Origin of the sequence: Curtobacterium sp. Curtsp57 (assembly GCF_047324335.1) — a bacterium.
Taxonomy (GTDB): Bacteria; Actinomycetota; Actinomycetes; order Actinomycetales; family Microbacteriaceae; genus Curtobacterium.
Genome location: NZ_CP168511.1, coordinates 3,380,595 through 3,395,620 on the forward strand (window position 1 = coordinate 3,380,595; position 15,026 = coordinate 3,395,620).

15 protein-coding genes are annotated in these 15,026 nt (G+C 72.0%); 11 read left to right on the plus strand and 4 right to left on the minus strand.

The annotated features are described in order from the left end of the window. Nucleotides 1-126: 126 nt before the first annotated feature. From ACEN9V_RS16305 to ACEN9V_RS16320, 4 genes are read left to right on the plus strand one after another with little or no spacing between them, the layout of a single operon-like run. Complete coding sequence (locus ACEN9V_RS16305) at nt 127-1,215, plus strand: nitroreductase family protein (RefSeq protein WP_413601187.1); 1,089 nt, start codon at nt 127-129, stop codon at nt 1,213-1,215. Beyond that, nucleotides 1,212-2,237 carry a hypothetical protein gene (locus tag ACEN9V_RS16310; protein WP_413601188.1) on the plus strand — a complete coding sequence of 342 codons (1,026 nt, stop codon included), beginning with the start codon at nt 1,212-1,214 and terminating at the stop codon, nt 2,235-2,237. The genes ACEN9V_RS16305 and ACEN9V_RS16310 overlap by 4 nt, the downstream gene beginning before the upstream one ends. After that, a complete protein-coding gene (locus ACEN9V_RS16315) occupies nt 2,234-3,583 on the plus strand; it encodes a hypothetical protein (protein ID WP_413601189.1) in 1,350 nt (449 codons plus the stop codon). The genes ACEN9V_RS16310 and ACEN9V_RS16315 overlap by 4 nt, the downstream gene beginning before the upstream one ends. Next, nucleotides 3,580-4,122 (plus strand): hypothetical protein, encoded by a 543-nt coding sequence (locus tag ACEN9V_RS16320; protein WP_413601190.1) that lies wholly within the window; start codon nt 3,580-3,582, stop codon nt 4,120-4,122. Before ACEN9V_RS16315 ends, ACEN9V_RS16320 begins: the two co-directional genes overlap by 4 nt. 20 nt (nt 4,123-4,142) lie before the next feature. Here the strand turns inward: ACEN9V_RS16320 and ACEN9V_RS16325 are convergent, their stop codons facing one another. Next, complete coding sequence (locus tag ACEN9V_RS16325) at nt 4,143-4,613, minus strand: YbaK/EbsC family protein (protein WP_413601191.1); 471 nt, start codon at nt 4,611-4,613, stop codon at nt 4,143-4,145. Between the two features lie 433 nt (nt 4,614-5,046). After that, nucleotides 5,047-5,790, minus strand: a complete 744-nt coding sequence (locus ACEN9V_RS16330; protein ID WP_413601192.1) for an SDR family oxidoreductase — start codon at nt 5,788-5,790, stop codon at nt 5,047-5,049. Between the two features lie 103 nt (nt 5,791-5,893). Here ACEN9V_RS16330 and ACEN9V_RS16335 point away from each other — a divergent pair, with 103 nt between their 5' ends. From ACEN9V_RS16335 to ACEN9V_RS16355, 5 genes are all read left to right on the plus strand, one after another. Continuing rightward, nucleotides 5,894-6,736: a helix-turn-helix transcriptional regulator gene (locus tag ACEN9V_RS16335; RefSeq protein WP_413601193.1), complete on the plus strand. Its 843-nt coding sequence runs from the start codon at nt 5,894-5,896 to the stop codon at nt 6,734-6,736. A 71-nt stretch (nt 6,737-6,807) separates the two neighbouring features. Then, the gene (locus ACEN9V_RS16340) at nt 6,808-7,800 is read left to right on the plus strand and encodes an ATP-grasp domain-containing protein (protein ID WP_413601194.1); all 993 of its coding nucleotides are present in this window, start codon (nt 6,808-6,810) and stop codon (nt 7,798-7,800) included. 89 nt (nt 7,801-7,889) lie between these two features. Then, a complete protein-coding gene (locus ACEN9V_RS16345; RefSeq protein ID WP_413601195.1) occupies nt 7,890-8,924 on the plus strand; it encodes an LLM class flavin-dependent oxidoreductase in 1,035 nt (344 codons plus the stop codon). After that, nucleotides 8,924-10,228 (plus strand): O-acetylhomoserine aminocarboxypropyltransferase/cysteine synthase family protein, encoded by a 1,305-nt coding sequence (locus ACEN9V_RS16350; RefSeq protein ID WP_413601196.1) that lies wholly within the window; start codon nt 8,924-8,926, stop codon nt 10,226-10,228. The genes ACEN9V_RS16345 and ACEN9V_RS16350 overlap by 1 nt, the downstream gene beginning before the upstream one ends. 9 nt (nt 10,229-10,237) lie before the next feature. Further along, nucleotides 10,238-11,170, plus strand: a complete 933-nt coding sequence (locus tag ACEN9V_RS16355) for a 4-(cytidine 5'-diphospho)-2-C-methyl-D-erythritol kinase (RefSeq protein WP_281265541.1) — start codon at nt 10,238-10,240, stop codon at nt 11,168-11,170. 41 nt (nt 11,171-11,211) lie between these two features. On the opposite strand, the gene ACEN9V_RS16360 is transcribed toward ACEN9V_RS16355, so the two are convergent. Together ACEN9V_RS16360 and ACEN9V_RS16365 are read right to left on the minus strand one after the other, a co-directional pair. After that, nucleotides 11,212-11,727, minus strand: coding sequence for a GNAT family N-acetyltransferase (locus ACEN9V_RS16360; RefSeq protein WP_413601197.1), 516 nt, complete (start codon nt 11,725-11,727; stop codon nt 11,212-11,214). A 40-nt stretch (nt 11,728-11,767) separates the two neighbouring features. Further along, on the minus strand, nt 11,768-13,429 hold the full coding sequence (locus ACEN9V_RS16365) for a glycosyltransferase family 39 protein (RefSeq protein WP_413601198.1): 1,662 nt from the start codon (nt 13,427-13,429) through the stop codon (nt 11,768-11,770). Nucleotides 13,430-13,558: 129 nt separating this feature from the next. Between ACEN9V_RS16365 and ACEN9V_RS16370 the strand changes: the two genes are divergently transcribed. Continuing rightward, nucleotides 13,559-13,966, plus strand: a complete 408-nt coding sequence (locus ACEN9V_RS16370; protein WP_413601199.1) for a TOBE domain-containing protein — start codon at nt 13,559-13,561, stop codon at nt 13,964-13,966. Next, complete coding sequence (locus ACEN9V_RS16375; RefSeq protein ID WP_413601200.1) at nt 13,953-14,990, plus strand: ThiF family adenylyltransferase; 1,038 nt, start codon at nt 13,953-13,955, stop codon at nt 14,988-14,990. The genes ACEN9V_RS16370 and ACEN9V_RS16375 overlap by 14 nt, the downstream gene beginning before the upstream one ends. Nucleotides 14,991-15,026: the final 36 nt, after the last annotated feature.

The following is a 15,026-nucleotide window of genomic DNA, read 5'->3' on the forward strand; positions in this document are numbered from 1 at the left end:
GCCCGCTGCCCTCATGCAGTGGAACCAGCCGACGATCGACTGACAGCAACAGGCCGGTGGCCGCCACGACGATCGTGGTGGCCACCCGGCCGTCCTGGGGCAACACGAGACGAAGAGCGGGGCGGGATGGACGCGACACAAGAAGACGAGCTGATCGTGGCGGACGGGGTGCGGCTCACCCCGGACGGTGACCGGTGGCGGGTGCACGAACTCCGGTCGAAGACCTCAGCGCGGGTCGACGCGGTCGCCGCGGCGACGCTCATGGCCTACGCGCAGCCCACGACGGTCGCGGGAGCGGCGTCCTACCTGAACGAGTCGTTCGGGCTCGAACCGGAGCAGGCGACGGGGGCGAGTGCCGTGTACCGGGAGCGCGGATGGATCGTGCCGACCGACGAGCGTTCGGCTGAGGCGGCGCGCTGGACGGCGCACGGGTGGTCGGCGGCGTGGGAACACCATCTCGCGACGTTCGACTACCCCTACGAGGACTACCAGGTCGACGGTCGGTCGTCGGACGTCGGGCTCATGTCGCGCTACTACGAGGAGGAGCCGGACACGCGGCGCTACGAGCCGGGGCGCGGTGGGCCGTCTGGTCCGGTGCCGACGGTCGAGGACGCGTTGGCGACCTTCACCGCGCCACTGACCGATGCGCTGCGCGGCCACGTGACGCCGTCGGTCCTGGACCGGAACGCCGTCGAACGGATCGCCGCAGCGGCGTTCGGCGTGCTCGGCGTCCGTGAGAACCGTCATCCGCTCGCTGCCGGGACCCTCAGGCGGACCAGCCCGTCCGGCGGTGGACGGCATCCGATCGAGGGGTACGTCTGGGTCGTCGACGTCGACGGCATGCAGCCGGGCTTGTACCATCACGTCATCGGCGAGGACCGCCTCGAACTGGTCGGCACGGACCTCCCAGCAGACGTCGACGACTGGTTCCCCGGTGCGAAGCTCCGGCTCGCCGAGCCCGGCGCGGTGTTCCTCCTGAGCGTCGTCCCCGCACGCAACATGTACCGGTACCGCGAACCGCGGACCCTGCGGACCATCTTCATGGACGCCGCGCACCTCGCGTCCACCGTCGAACTCCTCGGCCGGGCCGCGGGCCTCGAGGTCTTCGGGCACCACGGCATCGAACACGACCAGGTCGAGCGGGCAGCCGGGATGACGAACCCGCTCCAGGAGGCCGTGGTGTACGCGGTCGGTATGCAGGGAGCAGCACGATGACGATCTCCAGCACGACGCCCACCCCCGTGACACCCGTCCCGGCCGCGGCATCGCACTTCGCCGAGTCCGTCGTGATCGACCCGAGCTCCGCGGACGGCGTCGTCGTGCGTGGTGACCTCTCCGGTCGCGCGTGGCGGATCGGCCGAGACGCCGCCGTCGCGGCGGTGCTCGGTCAGGTCGCCGAACTCAGCGACGCCGTCACTGCGGCGGAGGAATCCGTGCCGGACGACACGCGGGCGACGTGGCGACGGTGGAACGAGCGCGGGTGGCGCTGGAGTGCACCGTCGTTCCTCGCGAGCAGGCGCGTCCGGTTCGTGGACCGACAGTCGGACTTCCGTGAAGCCCAGGCGGCCGAGATCGAGCAGTACGCCGAGGTGGCTCCGATGCCGCTCGAGCCCGTCGACACGGTCACCCACACCCTGCCCGCAGCCGACGCCGAGCCGGACGTCTCGGTCGGCGCGATGCTCCGCCGCCGCCACTCCGTGCCCAACCCGCCCGCGCGACGGGTTTCGGCAGCCGAGCTCCGGGGCATCCTCGGGGGAGCCCTGGCACGGGTCGCCGCCGAGCGGGCACGACCGGAATCCGAGCGTCGGGCGAAGCCCCTGACGAGCTTCGCGACCGCGTTCGACTTCTACGTGACCTGCTACGCGGTCGACGACGTCCCGGACGGCACCTACCGCGTCACGCTGCCGGACCTCGGGTTGGCGCTCGTCGCAGGCGGCGATCGCCGGGCAGCGATGGCGCGGTCGATGATCGGACAGAGCGGACCGCTGCGCGGCGCCTTCACGTTCACCGTGGTCGCGGACTTCGGGCGGCAGCAGTGGCGCTACCGGCACGAGCGGGCGATGAGCCTGCTCTGGATGGACGCGGCCAGGGTCGCGTCCGAGGTGATCTGGCAGGCCACCGCGCGCTCGAAGGAGATGCAGATCTCGCCAGCCGTGCTCGACGTGCCGATGCTCGAAGGGCTCGGCCTGCCGACCGACGGCTCGCACCAGTGCCTGTACAACGTGACTGTGTCGTGATCACGCTTCCGGCTGCCGACCACCTCGCCTACCTCGAGGCAGGTCGCCTGGTCGACGCCGCGACGGCGGCCGAGGCGCGGTTCTGGGGCGTCGCCCCGTGGGCGGACCGTTCCGGTTCGTTCCTGGACGACTCCGCGCTCGTCGAGGCGCTCGACGCCGCAGCAGCATCGATCACCCCGTGCACCGGGGACGACCCGGCCGCTGCGGTGCGGGCGCTCGCCCGCCAGTCGGTGCTGGCGGCCAGGGAACGGGTGGCATCCGGTGGCTCCTGGATCCGCGACGCCCGGTCGGTGCTGATCCGGGCTGTGCTGCCCGGTGTGCTGGACCGGTCGGCGGTGTCCGACGAGGTCGCGCTGCTCGAGGCGCGTGCGGCTGGTGTGCACGTGGGTGGTCCTGCGGCCGAGGTGGATGCCCTCCGACGGCTCGTCGAGGACTGCGCACGCGCACGCCCCGCGATCGCCGACGACATCGGACGGCTCGCCACGATCGCTGCCCCGCGCGGGAGCGGCCCGGCCCCGCGCGACGACTCCGCGGGTGGAACCGGGCGCACGGGGCGCACCGGTCGCGCCGGCCCGACGCCCGCGGATGCGCCCGACGACCGGGACCGGGACACGAGGGTGCTCGGCTGGTGCCGTCGTGAGCTCGAACGTGCGTTCGCGGTCCTCGAGGACGACGCAGACGACGCGCTGCCCGAGCTGGATGGCCTCGCACGGGCCCACGGACCCGTGGAGGTCCGTGCGATCGACGCGCACGTCGAGCGCGCGATCGGGTCCCCTGCCCTCGCGCTCCCGTACGACGGCGGTGGCTGCGTGTTCATGGCACGGTCGTCGCACCGCGATCCGGCGATGCGCGCACACCGGCTCCGCCACGAGGGGGCGCCGGGACACCTCACCCACTTCTCTCTCGCCCGTGGCGGCCCGCTCCACCGGTACGGCATGCTCTTCCGTGACGCGGCCGCTCGCGAGGGCTGGGCGGTGATCGCGGAGCGCGGGCACGCCCCCGCCGACCGTGCCGCGGCCGTCGAGGCCTCGCGTGAACGGGTGCGGCGTGCCCTCCACGGCGTCGTGGGACTGCTGCGCCGGTCGTCGGGTGCCGCAGCAGCCGACGCCGCACTGGATCGCATCAGGAGCGAGCACGGGCCGACGCTCGACGCGATCGGTCCCGGGCTCGCCCGACGGGTCCCGCTGGTGTACCTCCGCGGTGCAGCAGCGGTCGCCGAGACGGTCGAGCGCGGCTTCGACGCCTGGGCTGCCGCGCTGACGGTCGGCTTCGTACCCATGGACGTCGCCGCGGACCTCGTCCGGGCCGACCGGCCGTCCACACGGATCCCGGAGTTGACACCGTGACCGCGCGACCGACCGACGGCCCCGTCGTCCTCCGTGACGACCTCGGCGATCCCGCGCGCGAGATCCTCGGGTTCATCCGGGACGTCATCGGTCGCCGACGCGACGACGAGGGGCACATCGGAGTCTTCTGTCGGTTCATCCGACCGGCACTCCGGAACGACGCGATCCGGTTTGACGAGTGCCTCGACGCGGACGAGGAAGCAGCGCGCCGCGCCTTCGCCGAGGCGATCGCATCGAGTCGTCTGACCGAGACGGACCCGCGGGAGTACGCCCTCATCCTGGCGTTCCCGTCGGTCGACGCATCGGAGACGATCGATGTGCTGTACCGACTCCGGCAGGAGTTCATCGGGACCCTCGCCGACGCCGGCATGACCGGAGCACTCGTCTTCCGGCGGGGTGCACCGGGTGCGGTGGACGGGCGCGTGGGAGTCGCGCCCGCGACACCCTTCTGGGTGCTCCGCTTCCTGCTGCCCGAGGACGAGGCGTTGTCGCGCTCGGACCCCAGGACGTCCGCGGCGTGGGCGGCTCGGTACCGCTGACGGCCTGGCGCGCCGTGGACTCAGTCCGTGGCGACGCGGACGACCTCCCCGCCCGTCAGCGCGACGAGTTGCTGGAAGGAGAGCGGCATCACCGAGTTCGCCGTGCCGGCTGCGGACCACACCGGGTCGTGCTCGGCGAGTGCCACATCGACGACGGTCCTGATCGGTGCGGGGTGACCGACGGGTGAGACCCCGCCGATCGGCTGCCCGGTGATCGAACGCACCTGCTTCGCGGTCGCCATGGAGAGCACTGCGACGCCCAGCGCGTCGGCGACCAGTTCCGTGTCCACGCGATGGGAACCCGACGTCATCACCAGGAGCGGATCGCCGTCGGCCAGGAACAGCAGGCTGGAGGCGATGGCTCCCGGTACGGTCCCGAGCGCCGCCGCGGCCTGCGCGGCGGTGTGGGTCGAGTCGGGGAGTTCCCGTGCCGTCGTCTCGACACCCGCCTCGGCGACGATCCGCTGGATCTCCTGCATGCGTGCGTTCATCGGTGCTCCGTTCGCTCGTCGGTACCGGTGGTCCTCGCGTCCTGATCCGCCAGCGCCGCGAGGAGCCGGTCGGGGTCGCTGCACGGGAATGAGAGATCGCGCATCCCGCGGACGGACACCTGCACCCCTGGTCCGTTGGTCAGCATGACCATGGTGCCGCGTCCGGGGACGAGTCTGACACCCCCACCCGCCTCCGGCGGACGCCCGGAGCTGCACCGCCTGCGCTGCCGTGATCGATCGTGGGTCGATCCGTCTGCGGTACCAGAACTGGGTCATCCGGACGGACAGGACCTCGTCGAGCGTCACCGTGACGCCCGAGGGCCCGGAAGGCGGCCGGCGTGGGGAAGACCTCGTCGTAGCCCAGACGACCATCCTGCCGGGTCCCCACCGGCCCCTGCCAGCCGGTGAGCGACCGCCGGCCGGCGCGGGTCGGTCAGTGCCGGCTGGACGCCAGCACCTCGATGAGCTGCTGCTGGGTCCCGTCACGCTCGGACCACCGGAGCGGCAACACGTTCTCGACGAGGATCTCCGGTGCCGCGCCGGACTCGAGCAGCGAGACGACCTCGGTCAGGAACGCGTCGAGCGGCATCCCGCCGAAGTCCACCCCTTCGCCCATCAGGTCGGTCGCGACGGCCGGCGGCGCGAGTTCGAGCACCGACACCGGGGAGTCGATGAGCTGCTGTCGGAGCGACAGTGTGTACGAGTGCACCGCGGCCTTCGTCGCGCTGTAGGTCGGGGTCGCAGCGAGCGGGGTGAACGCGAGGCCGGACGACACCGTGATGATCGTCGACGCCGGCTGCGCGAGCAGGTGCGGCAGGAACGCGTCGATCAGCCGGATGGTGCCGAGCAGGTTCGTCTCGATCGTCGCGACCGCGTCGTCCTGGTGCGCTGCCGAGCGGAGGTCCTCGGCGCGCATGATGCCCGACATGGTGATGATCGTGTCGAGCGACGGGTACGAGGCGGTCACGGTGGCCGCCGCGGCGTTGATCGACGCCGGGTCGGTGACGTCGAGCTCGACGGTGCCGAAGCCGTGCTCGGCGGCGAGCGCGTCGAGGAGGGCACGGCGACGTCCGCCGATGACGACGGTGCTGCCGGCTTCCTGCAGGCGGAGGGCGAGACCGAGGCCGATGCCCGAGGTCGCGCCGGGGATGAAGACGGTGGCGTTCGTGATGTCCATGCCGTCCACGATCGGGCCGCCAGCGAACCTCGACCAGAGTCCGGTCATCGGGGGACCGCCGATCCCTGGCAACCGTCGCCCGGCGGGCAGCAGACTGGGCACCATGGACCGCCCAGCGCTCGCCGACTTCCTCCGCCGTCGCCGCGAACTCCTGCGCCCGGAGGACGTCGGCCTCGGCGCCGGTGCCAGGCGCCGAACGCCGGGGCTCCGCCGCGAAGAGGTCGCCGCACTCGCCGGGATGTCCACCGACTACTACACGCGCCTCGAACAGCAGCGCGGCCCGCAGCCCTCCGAGCAGATGGTGCAGGCGATCGCCAGGGCCCTGCGTTGCAGCCTCGACGAGCGCGACCACCTGTTCCGTCTCGCCGGGCACAACGCTCCCGCGCGGGTGCACCGCGCCGACCACGTCGACCCGGCGATCCTCCGCGTGCTCGACCGGCTGGATGACACCCCGGCGATCGTGGTCAGCGACCTCGGCGAGACCCTGGTCGAGAACCGTCTCGCGGTGGCGCTCCTCGGCAGCGGGCTCGGGCTCGCCGGCAACGAGCGCTACCAGCCGTGGCGCTGGTTCATGACCGAGAGCGAACCGGCGAAGTACGCCCCCGAGCAGCACGACCGCCTCGCGCGGGCCCAGGTCGCGGCGCTCCGTTCGGCCGTCGGCGCCGCAGGTACGGGCGACCGCCGCGCCACGGAGCTCGTCGCGGACCTCGAAGCGAACAGCGAGGCATTCCGAGCGCTCTGGTCGCTGCACGAGGTCGGGACCCGGTGGGAGGACCACAAGACCTTCGTGCACCCCGAACTCGGTCGGATCACCGTCGACTGCCAGGTGCTGCACACCACGAGCCAGACCCAGGCGCTGCTGCTCTTCACGGCACCAGCCGGCAGCGAGGACGCCCAGAAGCTCGAACTCCTCGGTGTGGTCGGCCAGCAGGTGTTCAGCCGCTAGCCGTCCCTGCGGCGAGCAACACCGCGTCACACACCTGGCACCCCCTCCGGGGCCGTGCCTAGGGTGGGTTCGTGAGCACTCCGCGCGTGTACGTCATCCACGAGAACCCTGAGTGGTTCCCGCCGCTCGCCGCTGCCTTCGAGGCCGAGGGCGTGCCGGTCCAGGAGATCCTCCTCACCGAGGGGCAGGTCGACCTGGCCTCCGAGCCGGAACCGGGCGTGTACTGGTCCCGGATGTCGGCCAGCTCCCACACCCGCGGCCACGAGCACGCGAAGGAGTACACCCGCGCACTCCTCGGGCACCTGGAGCGCGCCGGGCGGCAGGTGGTCGGCGGCAGTCACGTGCTCGAGCTCGAGGTGTCCAAGGTCGCACAGCACGGGCTGCTCCAGCAGGCCGGGTTCGACGTGCCCCGCACGACCGCGGTGTTCGGCACGGCACCGCTGAAGGACGCCGCCCGCACCTTCACGGACGGCCAGGACGTCCCCTTCATCACGAAGCACAACCAGGGCGGCAAGGGCCTCGGCGTCCGTCGCTTCGACTCGCTCGCGGAGTTCGACGCCTACGTCGACAGCCCCGAGTTCGAGGAGCCCGTCGACGGCATCACCCTGCTGCAGGAGTACCTGACGGCCCGCGAGCCCTTCATCACCCGCGTGGAGTTCGTCGGCGGCGAGTTCGTCTACGCCGTCCGGGTCGACACGAGCGCCGGCAGCTTCGAGCTCTGCCCGGCGGACGCGTGCGAGGTGCCCCAGGTCATCGCCGGCGCGGTCTGCGAGGTCCCCGGTACCGGTCAGCAGAGCGCGTTCTCCGTCCGCACCGAGGTCACAGCGCAGCACCCGCTCGTCCAGCAGCTCCGGACGTTCCTCGCCGACCAGCGAATCCAGATCGCGGGCGTCGAGTTCATGGAGACGACGGACGGCCGCACGGTCGTCTACGACATCAACACGAACACGAACTACAACCCCGCCGTCGAGGAGACCGCGCCGGCCTCCGGCCCGCGCTCCATCGCCCGCTACCTCGGCGGCCTGCTGGACGCGGAGTACGCGACCGCACCGGCGCGCGCCTGACCTGACCACCCACCGGACGGGAGGCTCGGCTCGCCACCGGCACCGAGCCTCCCGTCCGTCTCCGCTCACCACCTGAGGAACCCACCACCGTGCGATTCGGATACTGGACCCCGCTCTTCGGCGGCTGGCTGCGCAACGTCGACGACGAGCAGATGCCGGTCACCTTCGACTACGTGAAGCGGTTGGCGCAGCGCGCCGAGCGCATCGGCTTCGACCTGACCCTGGTGCCGGAGCTGAACCTCAACGACATCAAGGGCGTCGCGGCACCCTCACTCGAGGCATGGGCGCTCGCCGCGGCCATCGCGGCGACGACCGAGCGCCTGGAGATCATGGCGGCGATGCGGCCCGGGTACCACCTGCCGGCCGTCACGGCGAAGCAGGCGGCGACGATCGACGACATCTCCGGCGGGCGCTTCACGTTCAACGTGGTGAGCGCCTGGTGGGCAGAGGAGGCGCGCCAGTACGGCGGCATCTTCTCGGAGCACGACGACCGCTACAAGCGCACGGCGGAGTTCGTCGAGATCATGAAGGGCCTGTGGCGTGAGACCCCGTACTCGTTCCACGGGGAGTACTACGACATCGAGAACGCCCACCTGGAACCGAAGCCGCGCATCACCCCGCGCATCTACGCGGGCGGCGAGAGCGAGGCGGGCAAGGCGAGCATCACGCACTACGCCGACGCCTACGTGACGCACGGTGGCACCGTCGAGGAGCTCCGGACGAAGATCGCGGAGATGCGTCGTCGTCGCGAGGACGCCGGGCTGCCGCCCTTCGAGGCGTTCGGCATGGCTGCGTACGCGATCGTCCGCGAGACCGAGGAGGAGGCGCAGGCCGAGCTCGCGCGGATCACCGACGTGCAGCACGGCGGGGCCTACGAGTCGTACCAGGACTTCATCTCGAAGTCGCAGCTCGAGCACGTGCCGTCGCTCGAGGACTACTCGGTGTCGAACCGTGGCCTGCGGCCGCAGTTCGTCGGGACCCCTGCGCAGGTGGCGGCACGCATCCGCGAGTACGAGGAGGCCGGCGTCGACACGCTGCTGCTGCAGTTCTCGCCGCAGCTCGAGGAGATGGAGCGCTTCGGCGAGCAGGTCATCCCACTGGTCCGCGCGTCGGTTCCTGCCTGATGGGGACGACGGAAGAGGACTGGGCGTTCGAGACCCGGCAGATCCGCGCCGGCTTCAAGGCCGATCCCGGGTTCGGCGGGAACGTGCCGCCGATCGCGCAGAGCGCCGCGTTCGTGTACCCGTCGTCGGAGGAGGCGGCGGGGCGTTTCATGCTCGACGTCCCCGGCCACACCTACTCGCGCGTCAACAACCCGTCCGCGGCAGCGCTCGAACGACGGATCGCGGATCTCGAGGGCGGTGTCGGTGCCCTGGCGACCGCCTCGGGTCAGGCGGCGACCACCCTCGCGATCCTCGGGGTCGCCAGGGCTGGCGCGCACGTGGTCTCGAGTGCGTCGCTGTACGGCGCCACGTACACGCTGTTCGCCTCGACGCTCCGTGACCTCGGCATCGAGTTCACCTTCGTGCAGGACCCGACCGACCTCGACGAGTGGGCGGCGGCCGTCCGTCCGGAGACCCGCGCGTTCTTCGGCGAGTCGATCCCGAACCCGCGCGGCGACGTCCTCGACTTCGCGGGCGTGGCCGGTGTCGCGCACGACGCCGGTGTCCCGCTCATCGTCGACAACACGATCGCCACGCCCTACCTCGTCCGGCCGTTCGAGCACGGCGCGGACATCGTCGTCCACTCGGCGACGAAGTACCTCGCCGGACACGGCAGTGCGATCGCCGGGCTGCTGGTCGACGGCGGCACGTTCGACTGGGCGGCGCACGCCGAGAAGTACCCGCAGCTGACGACGCTCGACTCCGGCTTCGCGGGCACCAACTTCGCCGAGCGGTTCGGGAACCGTGCGTTCATCATGCGGACCAGGACGAAGGTCGCCGCCGACCTCGGTCCCGCGATCGCCCCGTTCAACGCGTTCCTCGTGCTGCAGGGCATCCAGACCCTGTCGCTCCGGATGGACCGGCACGTGTCGAACGCGGCGACGGTGGCGACGTGGCTGGACGCACACGACCAGGTGGACCGCGTGCACTACGCCGGGCTGCCCGACTCGCCGTGGCACCACCTGCAGCAGCGCTACGTCCCGGCAGGGCCGTCGGCGGTGATGGCGTTCGACCTCGCCGGTGGAGTCGAGGCTGGTCGGCGCTTCGTCGGTGCCCTCGAGCTGTTCGACCACGTGTCGAACATCGGCGACGTCCGGTCGCTCGTCGTGCACCCCGCGTCGACGACCCACGTGCAGATGACGACCGAGCAGCGGGCGGCAGCGGGGGTCGGCGACGGGCTGATCCGGCTGTCGATCGGCCTGGAGCACCCGGACGACATCCTGGCCGACCTGGAGCGGGGTTTCAGCGCAGCGCGCGCGGGATAGGTTGGTCGTATGACCTCGCTGGCCGCACCGACCCGCGTGCGGACGCGCGCTCCCGGCAAGATCAACGTCTTCCTGTCCGTCGGCGCCCTGCAGGACGACGGCTACCACGACGTCGCGACGGCCTACCAGGCGGTGTCGCTGTTCGAGGACGTCGTCGCCGAGCCCGCCGATGACTTCTCGGTGCGGTTCACCGGACCCATCGACACGTCGGCGGTGCCCGTGGACGACACGAACCTCGCGATCCGTGCTGCCCGGCTCGTGGCCGAGTCGGCGGGGTACCAGGGCGGCGTCCGGCTGACGATCGACAAGCAGGTCCCGGTCGCGGGCGGGATGGGCGGCGGGTCGGCGGACGCTGCCGCGACGCTCCTCGCCGTCGACACGCTCTGGGGCACCGCGCTCGGGCGTGACGAACTCCTGCGCCTCGCCGCCGAGCTGGGGGCCGACGTGCCGTTCGCATTCGTCGGCGGGACCGCCGTGGGGACCGGCCGCGGGGACGAGCTCAGCCCGGCGCTGGCGAAGGGCGAGTTCCACTGGGTCCTCGGGCTGAGCGACGACGGGCTCTCCACGCCGGCCGTGTACCGTGCGCTCGACGAGCACCGCGAGCGCTACCGCGCCGACATCGCGCCGGCCCCGTCGAACCCCGTGGTCGAGGCGAACGTGCTGCAGGCGCTGCGCGCGGGGGACCCCGACCTGCTCGCGGACTGCCTGCACAACGACCTGCAGGCACCGGCGATGCGATTGCAGCCCGCGCTCGCGAAGACCCTGGAGCTCGGGGAGAAGTCGGGAGCGCTCGCCGGGATCGTCTCCGGCAGCGGACCGACGGTGGCGTTCCTCGTCGCGGACACCGACACCGCGCTCGAGGTCCAGGTCGCCCTGAGCGCCATCGGCATGATCGCGGTCCGCGCCACCGGCCCGGTGCACGGCGCACGCGTCGTGCACTGAGCCAAGGCCCAGGACCAGGACCGGGACCGACGGGCGGGCCGTCAGTCGGACAGACGCTGGAACAGGACGTGGTCCTGCCACTCGCCGGCGATCCTGAGGTACCGCGGCGCGTAGCCGTACCGCTCGAAGCCGTTCTTCTCGAGGACCCGCTGCGACCGTGCGTTGTGCGGCAGCGTCCCCGCCTCGACCCGGTGCAGCCCGAGCTGGTCGAAGGCACGGCGGACCGCGAGCCCCACGGCGGCGGTGGCGGCCCCGTGTCCGGCGGACGCCTCGGCGACCCAGTACCCGAGCGTCCCCGACATGAACGCGCCGAGGACGATCGAGTTGATGTTCAGGCGCCCCACGACCACGCCGTCGGTGGTGATCACCAGCGGCAGCATCTGCCCCCGCTCGCGGCGTCGGACGCACGCGAGGATCTCGGCGCGCTGCCCGTCGGCGGTGAAGAACGTGTCAGGGCGCACCGGGTCCCACGGGGCGAGGTACGCGCGGTTCTCGACGAGGAGCTCGGCGAGCCGGTCGGCGTCGGCCAGTTCGATCGGTCGGACGTCGTGGCGCATCCCGGCAGCATCCCACACCGGGCAACCGGCGGGGCTCGTGTCAGGAGGCGCGGACGTACTCGGTCATGATCACGTTGCCCGTCTTCCAGTGCTCGCGGGCGGCGAACCCGTGCTCGGCGAGGACGGAAGCGGCCTCCGGCTCGGTGTTCCGTGACGTACCGCCGACGAACCACACGGTGTCGATGTCGTCGAGCCGCGCCGGGATCGTCGTGGCGAGGTCCCCGTTCTGGTTCCAGAGGACGCCGGACTCCGCGCCGTTCTTCCGGACGCCGAGGTCGGTCATGCCGGTGAACGCCCACGGGTACGACACCCGGATGATGTCGGCCGTGGTCCCCGGGTGGCCGTAGACGCTCCCGAAGACCACGCCCTCGTCCGCGTCGGGTCGAGCGTCCCGGGTCGCGGCGATGATCGACGCGGCCTTCGCCCACGTCGAGTCCTGCTTGGACGTCGGTGTCTTGACGTCGTACGCGGTCGGGATCGACAGGACGAGGAGTGCTGCGACCGCCCCTGCGAGCCACACCCGCGGGCGGATCGCGGTCAGCGCCAGGGCGATCAGCACGGCGACGAACGGCAGGCTCAGGCTCGCGTACTTCGGGGAGTACAGGTGCTCACCGAGCGCGGTCGCGCCCACGAGCACGATGGTCGGGACGAGCGCCAGGGGGAGTGCGACCCGCACGGTCTGTGCGCGGAACAGGTCACGGACGGCAGGAGCGGTCCGGCGTGCCCGCACCAGCGCGGTGACGACGCCGACGGCCATCAGCGCCCAGGCGACCGTCGCGTAGACGTCGTCGCCACCGAACCACGCGGTGGCGAAGACCTGGGCGTCGGTCCGCGAGGTGATGCCGGCGATCCAGGAGACCTGCTTCGACTGCGACGCGACCTCGATCACGACGGGCGACACCACGACGGCTGCGGTCACCCCGGCGATCACCCAGCGGACGAGTGCGCGCCGTGTGACCAGCGGTGCGGCCACCGTGCCACCGCGGTCCGAGAGCGCAGATCGACGGACGGCGGACCTGCGGGCCACGAGGGTCCAGAGCAGGACGACCGCGTGCGCGACGACCGCGAGCGCGAGGTAGACGTTGAGCGTCACGGCGACGACGGCGAGCGCGCCGTACGCGATCCACCACTGGACGGGGTGCCGTCCGTTCGCCCGGGTCCGTCGCACCGCCGTGAGCCCGACGAGTGTCAGACAGACCGAGAGCGCGGTGACGGTCGCGTAGGGTCGGCCTTCGCTGCCGGCCCACTGCACGCGGGGGAGTGCGATGAACACCAGGCCCGCGACGATCCCGAGTCGTCTGCCACCGAGCCGGCGGCCGAGGGCGACGACGAGTCCGGCGGCGACACCGATGGCGAGGGCGCTCGGGAAGCGGAGGGTGAACGGCGTGTACCCGACGAGCCAGAACCACACGTGCATGAGCGCGTAGTAGAGCCCGTGCACGGCGTCCACGGAGTGCAGTTCGGCCCAGAGCTGCGGCCAGGAGCGCTGGGCACTGGTGACGGTCGCGGCTTCGTCGTACCAGAGCGACGGCACCCAGGCGAAGGCCGCCGAGACGAGCGCACCGATGGCACCGACGGACAGCTCCGGCGTCCGGACGACCGACAGGCCGAGCGCTCCGGCGGCGCCGCGCAGCCGCGAACGGACCACGGGTGCGTCGATCGGACGGGGCACCCGGATGCTGCCGGTGCGGGGGGAACTCACGCGCTCGACGGTAGCGACGGCCCCTGGGCGGGCCCCTGGGGAATCGGCGTGCCTGGCTGTGAATGTCACATTCGGATTCGGAGCCCTCACAGGAACCGACGGGTCGTGGGGACGGGTTAGGGTCTGGGCATGAGTCGCTTGCGCATCAAGGACGCCGCCCGGTACCTCGGTGTGAGCGACGACACGGTCCGGCGGCTCGTCGACAACGGGACCTTCTCACGACTCGCCGACGACGCCGGTCGCGCGGTGGTCGACGGGCGCGAGCTCGCCACGCACGCCAAGGCCCACGGGGCGGCGCTGCCCGATCCAGCTGCACCGGTGCGGAGCTCGGCGCGCAACCGCTTCGTCGGCATCGTGACGGACCTCGTCGTCGACACCGTCATGGCCCAGGTCGAGCTACAGTGCGGTCCGCACCGGGTCGTCTCGCTGATGAGCGCAGAGGCCGTCCGCGACCTGGGGCTCGAGATCGGGTCGGTCGCCGTCGCATCGGTGAAGGCGACGATGGTCACCGTGGAGACACCGGATGCCGACGACTGACCAGCACGAGCACCTGACCCCCGGCCGCCGTCGCCTCGGGTCCCGTACTGCAGCGCTCGACGCCGGCGGTGATCCCGTCCTCGAACGGCTGGCGTCCGCCCGTGTGCTCGTCGTCGGTGCCGGTGGACTCGGTGCCCCGGTCGTGGCGTACCTGGCGGGGAGCGGCATCGCCCGGCTGACGATCGTCGATCCCGACGTCGTTGACGCGTCGAACCTCGCCAGGCAGACGCTCTTCGGCACCGCGGACATCGGGGTGCCGAAGGCCGAGGTCGCAGCTGCTCGTGTCCGCGCGGTCGACCCCGAGTGCCGGGTCGACGCGGTCGTCGGGTCCTTCCACGCGGACCTCGTCGCCGGGCACGACGTCGTGGTCGACGCCGCGGACTCGGTCGTCGTCACGCGTGCGGTCTCGGACGCGTGCGCACGGCACGGCGTCCCGTTCGTGTGGGGGACGGTGCTCGGCTACGACGGCCAGGTCTCCGTGTTCGACGACCGCGTGGTGGACTTCCACGACCTGCATCCGGAGGTGCGACCGGACGAGGGCTCGTGCGCACTCGACGGGGTCCTGCCGGCGCTCTGCGGTGCGGTGGGCTCGGTGATGGCCGCGCAGGTGACCGCGCTCGTCGCCGGGCTCGGGGAACCGCTGCTCGGTCGGGTGCTGAGCGTCGACGCCCGTCGGTGGCGGTGGACCGAGAGCCCGCTCCGGCGAGGCCCTGGGTCGCGACGACCGGACGCCCCCGAGGCCGCATCCGGGAACCGCATCTCGCCGTCGGCCCTCGCCGCACGCATCGCGGACGGCGCCGATCCCGTGGTGGTCGTCGACGTCCGGACCCCTGCCGAGCGCGCCGGTGGCGTCATCACCGGGGCGGTCCCGCCGGAGGACCTGCAGGACGACGGCGGCCCGGTGGTCGTCGTGTGCGCTCGGGGCCCACGAGCGGTCGCCTGGGCGGCGACCGCCGATCGGCCGACGACGATCCTCGACGGTGGCATGCAGGCGTGGGTCCGCGAGGGCCTCCCCACGGTGTGAACGCATCTGCGGATACACTGGCTCAGTCGATCCGCG

Bases quoted from the DNA above. Each gene is read 5' to 3' on its own strand.
- ACEN9V_RS16310 (WP_413601188.1), top strand. From the start codon at position 1,212: ATGACGATCTCCAGCACGACGCCCACCCCCGTGACACCCGTCCCGGCC.
- ACEN9V_RS16325 (WP_413601191.1), bottom strand. From the start codon at position 4,613: ATGAACGCACGCATGCAGGAGATCCAGCGGATCGTCGCCGAGGCGGGT.
- ACEN9V_RS16350 (WP_413601196.1), top strand. From the start codon at position 8,924: ATGGGGACGACGGAAGAGGACTGGGCGTTCGAGACCCGGCAGATCCGC.
- ACEN9V_RS16330 (WP_413601192.1), bottom strand. From the start codon at position 5,790: ATGGACATCACGAACGCCACCGTCTTCATCCCCGGCGCGACCTCGGGC.
- ACEN9V_RS16360 (WP_413601197.1), bottom strand. From the start codon at position 11,727: ATGCGCCACGACGTCCGACCGATCGAACTGGCCGACGCCGACCGGCTC.
- ACEN9V_RS16355 (WP_281265541.1), top strand. From the start codon at position 10,238: ATGACCTCGCTGGCCGCACCGACCCGCGTGCGGACGCGCGCTCCCGGC.
- ACEN9V_RS16370 (WP_413601199.1), top strand. From the start codon at position 13,559: ATGAGTCGCTTGCGCATCAAGGACGCCGCCCGGTACCTCGGTGTGAGC.
- ACEN9V_RS16335 (WP_413601193.1), top strand. From the start codon at position 5,894: ATGGACCGCCCAGCGCTCGCCGACTTCCTCCGCCGTCGCCGCGAACTC.
- ACEN9V_RS16305 (WP_413601187.1), top strand. From the start codon at position 127: ATGGACGCGACACAAGAAGACGAGCTGATCGTGGCGGACGGGGTGCGG.
- ACEN9V_RS16375 (WP_413601200.1), top strand. From the start codon at position 13,953: ATGCCGACGACTGACCAGCACGAGCACCTGACCCCCGGCCGCCGTCGC.